Genomic DNA, 15,477 nt, shown 5'->3' on the forward strand with positions numbered 1-15,477 from the left:
CAGGAGAGATCTGTGACACGACAGCAGCAGCCGGACCTGCGGCCCGCCGCCGGACTCACCCGGCGCGGACTCCTCGGCACGGCGGCCGCCGCCGGAGCCGGCGCGGCCCTCCTCCCGGCCCCCGCGCACGCCGCCACCACGACGGCCGCCCCCGCCGCGGTCACCGTCGACGCGGTCACCGTCGACGCCGCCGACGCCCGCTATCTCGACCTCACCTCGCGCGGCTACAACGCGAGATTCACCGCCGCCCCCGACTCTGTGCGGCTCGTGCACAGCACCGACCAGGTGGTGGCCGTCGTCCAGGAGGCCGTGCGGGACGGCAGACGCATCGGGGTGCGCGGCGGCGGGCACTGCCTGGACGGGCTCGTCGACGACCCGGACGTACGGATACTCGTCGACATGTCCGAGATGGACGCCGTGCGCTACGACCCCGCCCGCCGGGCCTTCCTCGTCGAGGGCGGGGCCACCCTCGGCCACGTCTACCGGACCCTGTACCTGGAGTGGGGCGTGGCCCTGCCCGGCGGCACCTGCCCGACCGTCGGGGTCGGCGGGCACGTCAGCGGCGGCGGGTACGGCGCCATGTGCCGGCAGCACGGCGCCGTCGTGGACCACCTGTACGCCGTCGAGGTGGTGACCGTCGACGCGTCCGGCACCGCCCGCGCGGTGGTCGCCACCCGGGAGCCGGACGACCCGCACCGCGAGCTGTGGTGGGCGCACACCGGCGGGGGCGGCGGCACCTACGGCATCGTCACCCGCTACTGGTTCCGCTCCCCGGACGCCACCGGCACCGACCCCGCCACCCTGCTGCCCAGGCCGCCGAAGACGCTCCTGAAGTCCACGGTCACCATCAAGTGGAGCGACCTGACCGAGGCCGCCTTCACCGCCCTGATCGCGGACCACGGCACCTGGCACGCCCGCAACAGCGCGGCCGGCTCCGCCTACGACAGCCTGCACAGCGTGCTCATCCTCTACAACCGCGTGCAGGGCGCCGTCGTGCTCAACTCCCAGATCGACGGCACCCTCCCGGACGCCGCCGCGCTGCTCGACGCGTACGTCACGGCGGTGGCCGGCGGTATCGGCGCGCCGTACACGGACGTGCGCTCCTCCTGGCCCTGGATGAAGACCACCCTCAAGGACCCCTACGACACCGGCCTGTACAACCGGACCAAGTCCAAGGGCGCCTATCTGCGCAAGGGCTGGTCCGCCGCGCAGGCCTCGACCCTCTACGGCCACCTCTCCGACGCCGGCTACGACGGCCACGCCGGCATCCTGCTCTACTCCTACGGCGGCAAGGTCAACACCGTCCCGTCCTCGGCCACCGCGCTGGCCCAGCGGGACTCGGTGCTGAAGGCCAACTTCACGACGTACTGGCCCGACGCGGCCGACGACGACCGGCATGTCGGGTGGATGCGCAACCTCTACCGCGACCTGTACGCCGGCACCGGCGGGGTGCCCGCGCCCGACGACACCAACGACGGCTCGTACATCAACTACCCGGACACCGACCTCGCCGACCCGGCCTGGAACACCTCGGGGGTGTCCTGGCAGAGCCTCTACTTCAAGGACAACCTCGCCCGGCTCCAGGCAGTGAAGGCGACCTGGGACCCGCACAACGTCTTCCACCACCGGCTCTCCGTCACGGCGCCCTGAGCGGGTCCGGCGAAATCCGCTGCGGTTCGGCAGCGCCCCGTAAGGGGCGCGGGGCTGTATCGATTTGCGGCTGCCGCCGCGTGGGCGCGACCAGCCACGATGGCGCCGCAGTCAACAGACGGCAGATCGCGGCACTTCCAGCGGAGCGCTTGGTCCCACCGGGACACGGACGAGCCCCCGCCTCGACGCACCGAGGCGGGGGCTCGTCCCGCGCAGGGGAGCCGGGATCAGCCGAAGCTGGCCGGGAACGCCACCCCCGTCAGTGACTCGCTGAGCTCGCGCAGCCGGGCGCGGGAGGTGTCGTCGTATGCCTGGGCGCCCGCCCGGGCCCGCGTCGTGCGGTTGAAGTAGACGCCCGAGACGTCGTCCAGCTTCGGGTCGGTGATCAGCCGAAGCGTGCTGCGCATGCCGTCCGCGACCGTGCTCTGCGGGGTGAACAGGTTCACCACCATCTTGGTCGGCATGTACGACGCCGGGTGCAGCGCGTTGGCCGTGACCCCGGTGCCCGCCAGCCGCTCGGCCAGGTCGAAGGTGAGCGAGATCTGGGCGAGCTTGGCCTGGCAGTAGGCCTGCACCCCGTCCCAGTTGCGCTCCAGCATCACGTCCCGGAAGTCGATCGGGGCCTGGCCCGCGGAGCTGACGTTGATGATGCGGGCCGGTGCCGAGGCCACCAGCAGCGGGGCGAGCCGGCAGCTGAGGATGTAGGCCGCCAGGTAGTCGACCTGGAAGGTGAGCTCCAGCCCGTCCTGGCTCTCCTGGCGGGCCAGCTCGACCCCGATGCCCGCGTTGTTCACCAGCACGTCCAGCCGGTCGTACGTGGTGAGGATCCGCTCGGCGAGCTTGCCGATGTCCTCCAGGGAGGAGAAGTCGGCCAGCTCGTAGCTCAGCCGGCCGGTGGCGCCGGCCGCGCGCAGCTCGGCCAGCAGGTCCGCGCCCTTGGCCGCGCTGCGGCCGTGCAGGATCAGCGACGCGCCCTGCGCGGCGAGTTCACGGGCGACCGCGCGGCCGAGACCGTCGGTCGCGCCGGTGATGAGAATGGTCTGCTCGGGAACGGCCTTCATAGTGGGGAACTCTCCTGTCAGGCGTACGTTGCCAGTTCTTCGGTGGACTGGTCGGTGTATCCCTGGCTGACCTCCACCACGATGCCGTCCGGGTCGGACACCCACACCGTCTTCCAGCCGGGGATGAACTCGTCGAAGGGCAGCGGCCCGAGCGTCGGTTCCAGCTCGCCCTGGGCGGCGGCGAGGAACGCGTCCACGTCGTCGACCTGGAAGGCGAGGTGGCGGGCGGTGCCGGGGGCGGTCGGGCCGTCCTTCTCGGCCGTCACGAGCGGGTCCGCGTCGGTCGCGAACAGCTCCAGGTACACCGGGCCGTTGCGCAGGAAGACCACGCGGGCGCCGTCGGCCTCCACCACCCGGGCCCGGCGGAAGCCGAAGTGCCGGGTGTAGAAGTCCTCGGTGGCCTTCTGGTCACGGCAGTTGAGGCCCACGTGCGCCCAGCGCAGGCCGTTCGGGGCGGGGGTCGTCACGGCCGTCACTTCCCGGTGACCGGGGCGAACGGCACGGTGTCGTGGACGTTCGTCATGTAGGTGATCAGGCCGCCCCGGACCCGGAAGTAGTTGCACACCGCGGCCTCGACCGTGATGCCGTCCGGGGTGCGGGCGGTGATGTCGGAGACCACCGCGGCCTGCTCGCCGTCCACCACGACGTGCCGGGGGACGTTGGCGAAGGAGGCGTACATCTGCGGGAAGCCCTTCATCATCTCGCGGAGCGTCTCGCGTCCCTCGACGTGCCCGGCCAGCTGCTCGTCCATGGTCTGGTCGATCGCGAACAGGTCGCACCAGGCGTCCCAGTCGCCCTCGTTGGCCAGCCGGTAGTACGTGTCGACCACTTCTCGGGTGCTCATGCGCCCGTCCTTCCTGCGTGCCTGTGATGGGGGTCAGGGGAGGTCCACGCCGAGCTGGCGCATCAGGCCCGTGGTGTCGGCCTGCACCCAGCGCTCGACGACCTTGCCGTCCTCCAGGCGGTAGACCTCCAGGCTGGTCCAGGAGACCTCCTTGCCGGTCGGCTCCTTGCCGAAGAACGGTGCGATGTGCCGGCCGTGGAAGGTGATGTGCATGATCACCTTGTCCGGGGCGGCCGGGTACAGGGCGTCGAGGTGCACGGTGAAGTCCAGCGCGTCGTGCGCGGCCTTGATGATCCCCTTGAGCTCGTCGAGGCTCTCGACGCTCCAGGCCGGGTTGTTGTCCTTGAACGTCGGCCCGAACATCTCGTCCAGGTCGTCGTAGCGGCGCTCGTTGACCGCGTCGCTGACCTGCCGTACGACGGTGTAGTTCAGGTCGTCCGAGGACAGCTGGGCGCGCAGGCCGAGCAGGTCGTCCTGGGCCCAGCGCTCGGCGAACAGGCCGTTCTCGGCCCGCCAGATCTCGGTGGTGGACCACTCGACCTTGCGGCCGGTGGCCGGGAAGCCGAGCACGTCGCCGAGGTGGGTGCCGGTGAGCTTGACCCGGGTGACGATCCGGTCGTCGCCGAGCGGCACGCCCTCCTCCAGCTCGCCCTTGAGGTCGAGCGACTCGTGGGCGCCGCGCACCGCGTCCAGGTAGGAGTCGATGCCGGTGATGTCGAAGCCGGGGTGGTGGTCGGTGAAGTCCGGGCTGAGGACGGCGCGGACCCCCTGGAGGTCGCCGGCGTTCAGCGCGTCGAGGAAGCGCGAGTAGAGCTTCTCGATCTCCTGCTGGTCACGGGTGGACATGCTGCATCCCCTCGGTCGGTCGGGCGGCGGACGGAAGCGGCTCGGAGGTGCCGAGGGCGAACGCCGCCGCGCGCTCGCCGATCATGATGCTGGGTGCGTGGGTGTTGCCGGCCACGATGGACGGCATCACGGAGGCGTCGGCGACCCTGAGGCCCTCGATGCCGTGGACGCGCAGCTCGGGGTCGGTGACCGCGTCCGGGCCCGCGCCCATCCGGCAGGTGCCGGCCGGGTGCCACAGGGTGGTGGCGTTGGCGGCGACGTAGGCGCGCAGCTCGGCGGGGGTCGTGACGTCCTTGCCGGGGCCCAGTTCGTCGCCGCGGAAGGCGTCGAAGGCCCGGGTGGCGGCCAGTTCGCGGGCCAGCTCGACCCCGTACACCAGGACGTCCAGGTCGGCCGCCGAGGTGAGGTAGCCGGCGCTGATCACCGCGTTGGACTCGGGGTCGGCGTCGCGCAGCCGGACCCGGCCCCGGCTGTGCGGGAGCACGGCGATCGGCGCGAAGGTGAGGCCGGGGCCCTCCCACTGCTCGGCCGGCGCACCGGCGGGCAGGAACTTCACCGGGCCGAAGGTGAACTGGAGGTCGGGCGGCCCGGCCGGGTCGGCCGCCGGGGTGTGGGTGAACAGCCCGGCCTCGGAGAGCAGCGCGCCGGGCGGGTGCTCCTGGAGGGACTGGTAGCAGACGGGGGTGAAGAGGTGGTCCTGGAGTCCGGCGCCCACGCCCGGCAGGTCGCGCACGCAGTGGATGCCGTGCGCCCTGAGGTGGTCGGCCGGGCCGATCCCGGACAGCATCAGGAGCTTCGGCGACTCGAACGCGCCTGCGGACACGATGACTTCGCGGTCGGCGCGGATCTGTGCCGGGGCGCCGCCTCGGACGTACTCGGCGCCGGTGACCCGGTCCCCGTCGAGCAGCAGCCGGGTGGTGCGGGCGCCGGTCAGCACGGTCAGGTTGGGCCGGTCGAGCGCCGGGCGCAGGTAGGCGTCGGCCGCGCTGCACCGCCCGCCCGCGTCGTCGCGGTTGGTCTGGTACAGGAAACCGAACCCGTCCTGCCGGGCGCCGTTGTAGTCGCCGTCGCTCGCGGCGTCGTGGCCGAGTTCACCGGCCGCCGCCACGAAGGCGGACGCCAGCGGGGACGGGTGGTCCAACTGCCGTACCCGGACCGGGCCGTCGGCCCCGCGCAGCTCGGAGCCGCCGCCGGAGTAGCTCTCGGCGGCCCGGAAGTACGGCAGGACCTCGTCGTACGACCAGCCGCTCGCGCCCTGGGTGACCCAGCGGTCGTAGTCGTGGCGGCTGCCGCGCACCCACATCAGGGCGTTGACGGAGCTGCACCCGCCGAGGACCTTGCCGCGGGCCACCGGGATGCTGCGGCCGTCCATGCCGGCCTCGGGTTCGGTGACGTAGCCCCAGTCGATCTCGCCGCGCCAGTCGGCGGTGAGCAGGGAGAGGACCGAGGCGGCGTCGGCGTGGTGGATCTCGGGACGTTCGTCCGGGCCGCCGGCCTCCAGCAGGATCACGGTCACGGACGGGTCCGCGCTGAGCCGGGCGGCGACGGCACAGCCGGCGGAACCCGCGCCGACCACCACGTAGTCGGCGCCCTGGGGCACCGGGGGAGTCGGATTCGACGGCATGACAGCCTCCAAACGGTGACGGGGTCAGAGGGCGGCCGGCTCGCCGACCTGGTAGTCGACGATCACCGGGGCGGCGCCCGGCGCGGGGCGTTCGAGCTGCCACTGCTGGTTGATCCGGAAGGAGGACACGGAGCCGTCGGCGGTCGACTTCGCCGTCCACACGACGGTCAGGTCGATGCCGATCCGGGCTCCGGTCTCCTCGTGGACGAGCTTCTCCACGGTGTGGTCCTGCTCGCTGTAGGCCTCACCGACGGCCGCGTACCAGTCGAGAAAGTCCGCGTGGCTGTGCAGGGTGCGCTCCGGGAAGGCCATCTCCAGGCCCTCGTCGGCTACGTAGGGCAGCAGCTCCGCGACCGGGGCGTGCACGTTGAGCAGGCCGAACCAGCGCTGCACGAACTCCTCGATCTCCCGGTCGGAGCCGGTCTGTTCGGTGGACATGGATGTCTCCGCTCATCGGGGTCCCGCCCCCGGGAACCGGGAGCGATACGCGTCCGATGACCCCACAGCCAGGGCGCCCCGCGCGCCCCCGCGCCCGAACCCCGGCCGCACTGTGCGAAGTCGCAGCTCAGGCTCGGGCAACTCGGCTCCCGCGGCGGCCGTACCGCCCGGTAGCGATGCTTCCGCGGGCCTTGGCCACGACATGCCGTAGTGCATTCGGCCACTTGGGCATGTGCCGTGAGCACGGGCGGGCGAGATGGTCCGGACGAAGTGCCCCGCCGTAGACAGGAATTCGCCACTTGGCACCGTCCCGCCGATCCGGGAGGAATCCCATGAGCAGGCGCATCCTCGTCGTCCTGTCCGAACACGGCTACTGGGGCGAGGAGTTGATCGGCCCCCTGGAGACCTTCGACCAGGCCGGCTACCACGTCACCTTCGCCACCCCCACCGGCAAGCGGCCCAACGCGCTGCCGCCGAGCATGGACCCCGAGTACGTCGACCCGCCGCTCGGCCGGTCCGTCACCACGCCCGAGATGGCGGCCAAGGTGCGGGCCGTCGAGGAGTCGGACCGGCTCGACAACCCCCTCGACCTCGCGTCCTGGCTGCCCGACCGGCCCTACCGCTCCCGGCCGTACTTCCTGCGCGACTGGGAGGCCTACCACAGCCGCCTGGAGCAGATCCGCCGCCAGATCGCCGACCGCTACGACGCGCTGCTGATCGTCGGCGGCAGCGGACCCATCGTCGACCTCGCCAACAACTGGCGGGTGCACGACCTGATCCTGGCCTTCCGCGCCCTGGACCGGCCGATCGCCGCCGAGTGCTACGGCGTCGCCTGCCTGGCCTTCGCCCGCGACCAGGAGACCCGCGAGTCCATCATCCGCGGCAAGCACGTCACCGGGCACTGCATCGAGTACGACTACAAGGACGGCACCGGGTTCCTCGGCACCGACTTCGTGATGGGCCCGCCGCCGTACCCGCTGGAGTACATCCTGCGCGACGCCACCGCACCCGGCGGCGCCTACCACGGCAACTTCGGCAAGGAGACCTCGGTCATCGTCGACTACCCGTTCATCACGGGCCGTTCGACCCCGGACTCCTACCTGACCGGCCAGAAGACCGTCGAGGTCCTCGAACAGGGCCTGCGCCAGTGGGGGTTCAGGACCTCCTGACGTCCTGACATCCCGTCCCGCGAGAGGTGACCAGCATGGACAGCAGGCCCGCGCGCGTCGCGCTCCTGGAGCAACTGGAGGCCGAAGGCGTCCGGTACATGTTCGGCAACCCCGGCACGGTCGAGCAGGGGTTCCTCGACGAACTGCGCTCCTTCCCCTCGATCCAGTACATCCTGGCCCTGCAGGAGGCCACGGCCGTCGGCATGGCGGACGGCCACGCCCGCGCCACCCGCACCCCGGCGGTCCTGCAACTGCACTCCGGGGTCGGCCTCGGCAACGGCATCGGCATGCTCTACCAGGCCATGCGCGGCCACGCCCCGATCGTCACCCTGGTCGGCGAGGCCGGGCTGCGGTACGCGGGACTGGACGCCCAGATGGCGGCCGACCTGGTCGGCATGGCGGAACCGGTCACCAAGTGGGCGACCCGCGTGCTCGACCCCGACTCCACGCTGCGGGTGCTGCGCCGCGCCTTCAAGGTGGCCGGGACCCCGCCGTACGGGCCGGTCCTGGTGGTGCTGCCGGCCGACGTGATGGACGCCGGCACCCGCGAGCCGGTCGTCCCGGTCTCCTATCCGGACACCCGCAGCCGGCCCGCCCCGGACACCGTCGCCCGGGCCGCCACGCTGCTCGCCGGGGCCCGCCGCCCGCTGATCGTGGCCGGCGACGGCGTGCACTTCGCGGGTGCACAGGCAGAACTGGCACGCCTCGCCGAGCTGTGGGGCGCCGACGTGTACGGCGCCGACTGGGCCGAGGTCAACCTCTCCGTGCAACACCCGGCCTACGCTGGCCAGTTGGGGCACATGTTCGGCGAGCAGAGCCGGCGGATCACCGGCGCCGCCGACGGCGTCCTGATCGTCGGCACCTACGCGCTGCCCGAGGTGTTCCCGGCCCTGTACGACGTCTTCGCCGAGGGCACCCCGGTGGTCCACGTGGACCTGGACACCGACGCCATCGCCAAGAACTTCCCGGTCGACCTCGGCATCGTGGCCGACCCGAAGGCCACCCTCGGGCTGCTCGCCGACGCGCTGCACGGGGAGATGGGCGACGGGCGGCGGACGGAAGCGGCCGAACGGCTGCGGGTGCGGGCCGCCGAGCGGGCCGACGCCCTGGCCGGCGCCCGAGACCGGGACCTGGCCGACGGCGAGGCGCAGTCCGTGCCCACCGCCGCCTTCGCCAGGGAACTCGCCCGGCAACTGCCGCCCGACGCCCTGCTGTTCGACGAGGCGCTGACCGCGTCCCCGACGCTCTTCCGGCACCTGCCGGCCACCGTGCCCGGCCAGTGGATGCAGACCCGGGGCGGCTCCCTCGGCGTCGGCCTGCCCGGCGCACTCGGCGCCCAGCTCGCCCACCCCGACCGCACGGTGGTCGGCTTCACCGGCGACGGCGGCAGCATGTACACCTTCCAGGCGCTGTGGACGGCCGCCCGCCACGGCCTGCCCACCAAGTTCGTGATCTGCAACAACGGCAGCTACCGGCTGCTGGAGGACAACATCGAGGAGTACTGGCGGGAGACCGGCATACCGGCCCACGAACAGCCCGGCATGTTCGACCTCTCCCACCCGTCCATCGACTTCGTCGGCCTCGCCCGCTCCCTCGGCGTGGCCGCGGTGCGGGTGGAGAAGCCCGGGCAGGCCGAGGACGCGGTGGCACAGGCCCTGGCCCACCACGGGCCGTTCCTCGTCGACCTGGTGACGGCCAAGGGAAAGGGGTGACCGCCGTGCGACTGAACGGACACAAGATCGCCGTCCTGATGGAGAGCGACTTCTACGAGCCCGAGATCCTCTACTACCGCTACCGCTTCCCCGAGGAGGGCGCCGAGGTCCACTTCCTGACCCGGCTCTGGGGCAACGAGGCCATGACCTTCCAGGGGCACGAGCACCGCATGCCCTTCGACGTCAACGAGTCCTTCGAGGACCTCGACGAGTTCGCGCTCAAGGAGTACTCGGCGGTGATCGTCCCCTCCGGGATGGTCTCCGACCGCCTCCGCTACACCGAGGACCCCGAACAGCTGCCGCCCGCCGCGCAGTTCCTGCGCCGCGCGTTCGCCGACCCGGCGATCGTCAAGGGCATCATCTGCCACGGCATGTGGCTCGCCGCGCCGGTCCCGGGCCTGATGCGCGGCCGGCGCGCGGTGGTGCACAACAACCTGCTGGGCGACCTGCGGAACATGGGCGGCGAGTACGTCGACCAGGACGTCGTCGTCCACGACGACCTGGTCACCGGCCGCACCGGCAACCACTGCCACGTCTTCGCCCGGACCATCATCGACCTGCTCGCCGACCGTCAGTCCGCCCAGTCCGCCCAGTCGGCCGAGGCTGCCCAGCCCGTCCCGGCCGGGCAGGGCTGACGGGACGCGAACGGGGAGAGGAGCGATCTCATGACACCGGTGACCGGGCGCATCCCGATCCTCGACGTCCGCCCCCGGGTGCGGGACGGGGAACTGCCCGCCAAGGCCGTGACCGGAGAACACCTCGACATCACGGCCACCGTCTTCCGCGAGGGCCACGGCGTGATCGCCGCGGACGTGGTCCTGCGCGGCCCCGAGGGGGCCCCCGCCCGGCGGGTGCCGATGACCCTCGTCGACGCGGACGCCGACCGCTGGAGCGCCACCGTGGTCCCCGACGCCGAGGGCCTGTGGACCTTCCGCGTCGAGGCCTGGGCCGATCCCCTGGCCACCTGGCGCGGGGACGCCGAGCTGAAGACCGCGGCCGGCGTCGACACCGAACTCACCCTGCGCGAGGGCGTGCTGCTGCACGAACGGGCGGCACACGGCGAGAACGACATCACCGACTGGGGGCGGCGCGAGGAGGTCCGGGCCGCGATGGCCGCACTCCGCGACCCGCTGAGCCCGCCCTCGGCCCGGCTGGCGGCCGTCACCTCCCCCCGGGTGACGGCCGCCCTGGGCCGCTACGCACTGCGCGAACTGGTCACCGCCTCCCGGCCGTTCGCGCTGCGCGTGGAGCGGCGGCGGGCCCTGGTCGGATCCTGGTACGAGCTGTTCCCGCGCTCCGAGGGAGCCGTGGTGGAGGCGGGCGCGCCGCCGGTGAGCGGCACCCTGCGGACCGCCGCCGAGCGGCTGACCGCGGTGGCGGCGATGGGCTTCGACGTGGTGTACCTGCCGCCCGTCCACCCCATCGGCGCCACCCATCGCAAGGGCCCCGACAACGTTCTCGTGGCGGGCCCGGACGACGTCGGCTCGCCCTGGGCCATCGGCTCCTGGCAGGGCGGCCACGACGCCGTCCACCCCGACCTCGGCACCCTCGACGACTTCCGGTACTTCGTCGCCACCGCCCGCCGCCTGGGCCTGGAGGTGGCGATCGACTTCGCCCTGCAGTGCTCCCCGGACCACCCCTGGGTGACCGGGCACCCCGAGTGGTTCCACCACCGGGCGGACGGCTCGGTCGCCTACGCCGAGAACCCGCCGAAGACCTACGAGGACATCCACCCCCTCGACTTCGACACCGACTTCGAGGGCCTGTACGCGGAGGCGCTGCGCGTCCTGCGGCACTGGATGGCGCAGGGCGTCCGGATCTTCCGGGTGGACAACCCGCACACCAAGCCGGTGCATTTCTGGGAGCGGCTGATCGCCGAGGTCAACGCGACCGACCCGGACGTGGTGTTCCTGGCCGAGGCGTTCACCCGGCGGGCCATGGTGCACGCCCTGGCCCAGGCCGGGTTCCAGCAGTCGTACACCTACTTCACCTGGAAGAACACCAAGCAGGAGCTGACCGAGTACCTGCCCGAACTCACCCGGGACAGTGCGGACTTCCTGCGGCCCAACCTGTTCGTGAACACCCCGGACATCCTGCACGCCTACCTCCAGCACGGCGGCCGGGCCGCCTTCGAGGTCCGCGCCGTGCTGGCGGCGACCGCCGCGCCCAGCTGGGGCGTGTACGCCGGGTACGAACTGTGCGAGAACACCCCGCTCACCGAGGGCTCCGAGGACTATCTCGCCTCGGAGAAGTACCAGTTGCGCCCCCGGGACTGGGCGCGTGCCGAGGCCGAAGGAGGGACCCTCACCCCGCTGATCACCCTGCTCAACCGGCTCCGCCGGACCCGTCCGGCCCTCCAGGAACTGCGCAACCTGCGGCTCCAGCACACCGACAACGACCAGGTCCTCGCCTACTCCAAGCAGGTGGACCTGCCCGAGGGCGGCACCGACGTGGTGCTGGTCGTCGTCAACCTGGACCCGCACCGGGTCCAGGAGGCGACCGTGACCTGCGATCTGGCGGCCCTGGGGCTGCCCGCCGACGGCACGCTCAAGCTCCGCGACGAACTCACCGGAGCCGCCTACGCCTGGGGCGAGTCCACCTATGTGCGCCTCGACCCGGCCCACCAGGTCGCGCACGTACTGACGACCGAGGAGGCGTCATGAGGACGGAGACGAGGAAAGAGACGGGGACGAGGAAAGAGACGGGGGCGGAGACCGGGACGGACATGAGGGCGGCGCTCCTGCAGCCGCTGCTGCCCGCGCTCGGGCCGTGGCTGACGGGCCGGCGCTGGTTCGACGCGCGCTACGCCGGGGCCCGGCTCACCGCGGAGGCGGCGTCGGTGGTCGGCGACGAACCCCCGCTGCTGCTGCACGCCGTGGTCTCGGCGGACGGCGACGCCGGACCGCTGCGCTGCCAGCTCCTGCTGGGCCTGCGCCCGGAGCTGCCGGCCCGGCTGGCACCCGCCGCGATCGCCACCGTGCCGGCCGGCCCCTGGCAGGGCTGGCGGGTCTACGACGCGCTGGCCGACGGCACCCTGCTCGCCCTGCTGCTGCGCACCCTGGCGGGCGGCGGCGCGGAGCACGGGCCGCGCCTCGAACGCAGCTCCCGCTATCCGCTGCCGGTCGGCCTGGTGCCGAAGCCGCTCCAGGTGGAGCAGAGCAACACCTCCGTGGCCTACGGCGACCGGGTGCTGCTGAAGATCTTCCGCCGCCCGGAGCCGGGACCGCACACCGAGGTCGAGGCGCTGCGCGCGCTCACCGGCCAGGACTGCGCCCGCACGCCCCACCTCTACGGGGCGGTGCACAGCGACGCCCCCGGCGCGGAGGGCCTGGTGCTCGGCCTCGTCGAGGAGTTCCTGCCGGACGCGCGGGACGGCTGGGAGGAGGCGCTGTGGCAGGCCACCGACTCCGTGGCCGGCCGCGGCTCGGCCGGCGGCGGCTTCACCGCGGACGCGTCCGCCCTGGGCCGGGCCGTCGCCGACGTGCACGGCGCGCTGGGCGAGGCGTTCGGGCGGACCCGGCTGACTGTGGAGGACGTGGCCGAGGAGGCGGCCCGGATGACGATGCGCCTCAAGGAGGCCGCCGAGGAGGTCCCGGCCCTCGCCCGCTACACCGCACGGCTCGGCGCCCTCTTCGACGACTGCGCCCGGGTGGCCGGCCGCGGCTGCCCCCTCTACGTCCAGCGCACCCACGGCGACCTGCACCTGGGCCAGGCGCTGCGCGCCCACGACGGCTGGCGGATCGTCGACTTCGAGGGCGAGCCGGCCCGGTCCGCCGCCGAACGCGCCCGCCCGCAGCCGGTGCTGCGCGACGTCGCCGGCATGCTGCGCTCCTTCGACTACGCGGCCCGCACCGGGCTCACCGCCGTCGAGGAGAACGACCCGGCCCAGACCGCACCGGCGGCCCGGCTGCGCCGACGCCGGCGCGCGTCCGCGTGGGCGGCACGCAACCGCCGGGCGTTCGTCGCCGGGTACGCCGCCGCCGGCCACGAGGACCCGGACTGCCATCCCGTCCTGCTCCGCGCCTTCGAGGCGGACAAGGCCGTCTACGAGGCCGTCTACGAGTCCCGGCTCCGCCCCGACCGGCTGCCGGTGCCCCTCGCCGCGATCCACCGCCTGGCCACGACGGCCCGCTGACAGCCGCGGACCGGCAACTGCCCTGCCGGTGCTGAAAGAGCCGGAACCGGCGCGAGGAAAAGGTGCCCGGCGGGGCTCGGCGGAGGTTCTTTTCTCTTTGCCGTGCGGATATCCCACGGCGGTTCCGGGAGGGGAATTCGGGTGGTTCGGGGAACGGGGCGGAGCGGTTCAGGAGCGGCGGCCCTGCTCGGTGAAGGTCGTGCTCGGGTCGCGGTTCGGGGCCAGGCCGGCCGACGACAGCGCGTGGTCGTACGCCTGCAGGGCGGCCGTGCCGTTGCCCTGGCGGCGCCACAGGTCGCCCACGTACCGCCAGTTGAGCGCGGTCTGGTGGGACGGCGGGAACTGGCGCAGCTGCCGGGTGGCGGCCTGGAGGCACTGCGCCGCCTGCTCGTGGTCGCCGCGCAGCAGATGGATCTCGGCGAGCGTGGCACGCGCGCCGACGGCCTGGATGCGGGACTCCGGACCGGTGAGGCCGAGCGCCCGCTCCGCGTGGGCCGCGGCCTCGTCCCAGTTGCCGAGCATCGCGTCGGCGTCGGCCAGCCCGATCTCGCACTGGGCGAGCTCGGGCGCGTTGCCGACCTCCGCCAGCAGCTGCTGGGCCTCCTCGAGGAGCTGTTTGGCACGCCCCGGTTCGGGCTGGTCGACCTGGAGGAGCAGCGAGCCGCAGTTCATCTTGAGCATGGCGACATGGCGGATGTTGTCGTCCTCGGACATCAGCGCCAGCGCCCGCTCGACCAGGGCCAGCGCCTCGTTCAGCTGGCCGCGGGAGCGGGCCACCAGCCCCGCGTTCCAGAAGACGGCACCCCGCGCGGCCCGTGCCCCCTGCTTCTCGGCGGCGTCCAGGAGCCGGACGCCGAGGAGCTGGGCACGGGTGAGGTCGCCCCGCATGTGGTACGACGTCATGAGCGTGGCGCCGAGCTGGACGTGGTCGACCGTGACGTCCAGGCCGAGGGCGTCCAGGCGGGACATGGCCCGCTCGCCGATCTCGACGCTCGTCGTGATGTCGCCGGCGTTGCGGTAGCAGCGGCACAGGGCGACCGACACCGTGCACCAGTCGGCGGAACCGGGCGGCAGCTCGGGGTCGCGCTGGAGGTCCTCGAGGATGGTGATGGCGGCCTCGATGCGGTCCAGCTTCTCCAGGGCGGAGGCCTGCGCGATGCGCGCGCGCCGGGTCATCGACGGGTCCAGCAGGGACGGCTTCGCCAGCAGGTCGCTCAGGGTCTGCAGTGCCTCGCCGTTGCTGCCGTTGCGCAGGGCCATCTCGCCGAAGGCCAGCCGCAGCCGGGTCTCCTCCAGCTCGTGGTCGTCGCGTCCGGTGCGCAGGTACTCCGTGGAGCACCCCAGGCGTTCGGCGAGCGCGGCGAGTACCGAGTCCGACGGCGCGCCGCGCTTCCCCGACTCGATCAAGGAGATGTAGCTCGCCGAAATCTCACCGGAGGCGAGGTCCTGCTGCTTGAGTCCACGTTTGCCGCGCAACACCCTGATGCGCTCGCCCAGTCCTGCGGCCGTCGCGTTGCCGAGTGGATCCATGCGAACTCCTCGGTGCAGTACTTGACTGTCGGGATGACAGATCGATGTTACCAGTAAGTTGATATCTACCCAATGGGCTTCCGGTGATCTTTTAGTGGCTCTCCACCGCATTTTGCAGCGGATTTCTTTGATCACTTCAGGGATTGCGTTATGTGGCGTGTGGTATTCCGTTTAGATATGGGTAATTTTGCAAGAACGCACTTGACTACAACAGTCATTCAATGTTGACTCTAATTGTCAAAGCGCCGCCTTCTATTGTTCGGGGGAGGGGATTTTCGTGAGCAATAAACTCATCGCGCTCATCGCAATCGTCGTCCTGGTCAGTGGTCTTGTGTCGGGTGGACTGTGGCTGAACGATTCCGGTCCGGGAAACCGCCCGCAGCACGAAGGCATGGCCCAGTCCAGCGGTGGGAGTGGTGGCTGCTGCTGATCGCATACGCGCTTCGCACGGGACCGGGTCCGGTCCGG

General features: G+C 72.2%; 14 protein-coding genes. 6 read left to right on the plus strand and 8 right to left on the minus strand.

Going from position 1 to position 15,477, the window contains the following annotated elements; translation table 11 throughout:
• Window positions 1-12 precede the first annotated feature (12 nt).
• Window positions 13-1,650, plus strand: a complete 1,638-nt coding sequence (locus ACWGKQ_RS50385; protein WP_453298862.1) for an FAD-binding protein — start codon at window positions 13-15, stop codon at window positions 1,648-1,650.
• A 227-nt stretch (window positions 1,651-1,877) separates the two neighbouring features.
• Here ACWGKQ_RS50385 and ACWGKQ_RS50390 read toward each other — a convergent pair whose 3' ends face one another.
• The 6 genes from ACWGKQ_RS50390 to ACWGKQ_RS50415 are packed head-to-tail and all read right to left on the minus strand — an operon-like array spanning window position 1,878 to window position 6,463.
• Entirely contained in the window at window positions 1,878-2,711 is an 834-nt protein-coding gene (locus ACWGKQ_RS50390; protein WP_453298863.1) for an SDR family NAD(P)-dependent oxidoreductase, read from the minus strand.
• A 17-nt stretch (window positions 2,712-2,728) separates the two neighbouring features.
• Entirely contained in the window at window positions 2,729-3,178 is a 450-nt protein-coding gene (locus ACWGKQ_RS50395; RefSeq protein WP_453298864.1) for a VOC family protein, read from the minus strand.
• A 5-nt stretch (window positions 3,179-3,183) separates the two neighbouring features.
• Window positions 3,184-3,555 carry a nuclear transport factor 2 family protein gene (locus ACWGKQ_RS50400; RefSeq protein ID WP_388922411.1) on the minus strand — a complete coding sequence of 124 codons (372 nt, stop codon included), beginning with the start codon at window positions 3,553-3,555 and terminating at the stop codon, window positions 3,184-3,186.
• Between the two features lie 33 nt (window positions 3,556-3,588).
• Window positions 3,589-4,401, minus strand: coding sequence for an ester cyclase (locus ACWGKQ_RS50405; RefSeq protein ID WP_453298865.1), 813 nt, complete (start codon window positions 4,399-4,401; stop codon window positions 3,589-3,591).
• A complete protein-coding gene (locus ACWGKQ_RS50410) occupies window positions 4,388-6,025 on the minus strand; it encodes a GMC family oxidoreductase (protein WP_453298866.1) in 1,638 nt (545 codons plus the stop codon). The genes ACWGKQ_RS50405 and ACWGKQ_RS50410 overlap by 14 nt, the downstream gene beginning before the upstream one ends.
• Before the next feature lie 24 nt (window positions 6,026-6,049).
• The gene (locus tag ACWGKQ_RS50415) at window positions 6,050-6,463 is read right to left on the minus strand and encodes a nuclear transport factor 2 family protein (RefSeq protein WP_453298867.1); all 414 of its coding nucleotides are present in this window, start codon (window positions 6,461-6,463) and stop codon (window positions 6,050-6,052) included.
• A 332-nt stretch (window positions 6,464-6,795) separates the two neighbouring features.
• Here ACWGKQ_RS50415 and ACWGKQ_RS50420 point away from each other — a divergent pair, with 332 nt between their 5' ends.
• From ACWGKQ_RS50420 to ACWGKQ_RS50440, 5 genes are read left to right on the plus strand one after another with little or no spacing between them, the layout of a single operon-like run.
• Complete coding sequence (locus tag ACWGKQ_RS50420) at window positions 6,796-7,632, plus strand: type 1 glutamine amidotransferase domain-containing protein (RefSeq protein WP_453298868.1); 837 nt, start codon at window positions 6,796-6,798, stop codon at window positions 7,630-7,632.
• Window positions 7,633-7,667: 35 nt separating this feature from the next.
• Complete coding sequence (locus tag ACWGKQ_RS50425; protein ID WP_453298869.1) at window positions 7,668-9,344, plus strand: thiamine pyrophosphate-binding protein; 1,677 nt, start codon at window positions 7,668-7,670, stop codon at window positions 9,342-9,344.
• Between the two features lie 5 nt (window positions 9,345-9,349).
• Window positions 9,350-9,979: a DJ-1/PfpI family protein gene (locus tag ACWGKQ_RS50430; protein ID WP_453298870.1), complete on the plus strand. Its 630-nt coding sequence runs from the start codon at window positions 9,350-9,352 to the stop codon at window positions 9,977-9,979.
• A gap of 30 nt (window positions 9,980-10,009) precedes the next feature.
• Window positions 10,010-12,007, plus strand: coding sequence for an alpha-1,4-glucan--maltose-1-phosphate maltosyltransferase (locus ACWGKQ_RS50435; protein WP_453298871.1), 1,998 nt, complete (start codon window positions 10,010-10,012; stop codon window positions 12,005-12,007).
• Window positions 12,004-13,479, plus strand: coding sequence for a maltokinase N-terminal cap-like domain-containing protein (locus tag ACWGKQ_RS50440; RefSeq protein ID WP_453298872.1), 1,476 nt, complete (start codon window positions 12,004-12,006; stop codon window positions 13,477-13,479). Before ACWGKQ_RS50435 ends, ACWGKQ_RS50440 begins: the two co-directional genes overlap by 4 nt.
• A 168-nt stretch (window positions 13,480-13,647) precedes the next feature.
• On the opposite strand, the gene ACWGKQ_RS50445 is transcribed toward ACWGKQ_RS50440, so the two are convergent.
• Both ACWGKQ_RS50445 and ACWGKQ_RS50450 read right to left on the minus strand, forming a co-directional pair.
• Entirely contained in the window at window positions 13,648-15,009 is a 1,362-nt protein-coding gene (locus ACWGKQ_RS50445; RefSeq protein WP_453298873.1) for a helix-turn-helix domain-containing protein, read from the minus strand.
• 214 nt (window positions 15,010-15,223) lie between these two features.
• On the minus strand, window positions 15,224-15,477 hold a 254-nt coding region (locus ACWGKQ_RS50450; protein ID WP_453298874.1), incomplete at its 5' end, for a hypothetical protein.

Source organism: Streptomyces sp. NPDC054770 (assembly GCF_053611985.1).

Coding starts and splice junctions, on each gene's coding strand:
- ACWGKQ_RS50440 (WP_453298872.1), top strand. CDS start 12,004: ATGAGGACGGAGACGAGGAAAGAGACGGGGACGAGGAAAGAGACGGGG.
- ACWGKQ_RS50415 (WP_453298867.1), bottom strand. CDS start 6,463: ATGTCCACCGAACAGACCGGCTCCGACCGGGAGATCGAGGAGTTCGTG.
- ACWGKQ_RS50390 (WP_453298863.1), bottom strand. CDS start 2,711: ATGAAGGCCGTTCCCGAGCAGACCATTCTCATCACCGGCGCGACCGAC.
- ACWGKQ_RS50425 (WP_453298869.1), top strand. CDS start 7,668: ATGGACAGCAGGCCCGCGCGCGTCGCGCTCCTGGAGCAACTGGAGGCC.
- ACWGKQ_RS50435 (WP_453298871.1), top strand. CDS start 10,010: ATGACACCGGTGACCGGGCGCATCCCGATCCTCGACGTCCGCCCCCGG.
- ACWGKQ_RS50400 (WP_388922411.1), bottom strand. CDS start 3,555: ATGAGCACCCGAGAAGTGGTCGACACGTACTACCGGCTGGCCAACGAG.
- ACWGKQ_RS50445 (WP_453298873.1), bottom strand. CDS start 15,009: ATGGATCCACTCGGCAACGCGACGGCCGCAGGACTGGGCGAGCGCATC.
- ACWGKQ_RS50410 (WP_453298866.1), bottom strand. CDS start 6,025: ATGCCGTCGAATCCGACTCCCCCGGTGCCCCAGGGCGCCGACTACGTG.
- ACWGKQ_RS50405 (WP_453298865.1), bottom strand. CDS start 4,401: ATGTCCACCCGTGACCAGCAGGAGATCGAGAAGCTCTACTCGCGCTTC.
- ACWGKQ_RS50420 (WP_453298868.1), top strand. CDS start 6,796: ATGAGCAGGCGCATCCTCGTCGTCCTGTCCGAACACGGCTACTGGGGC.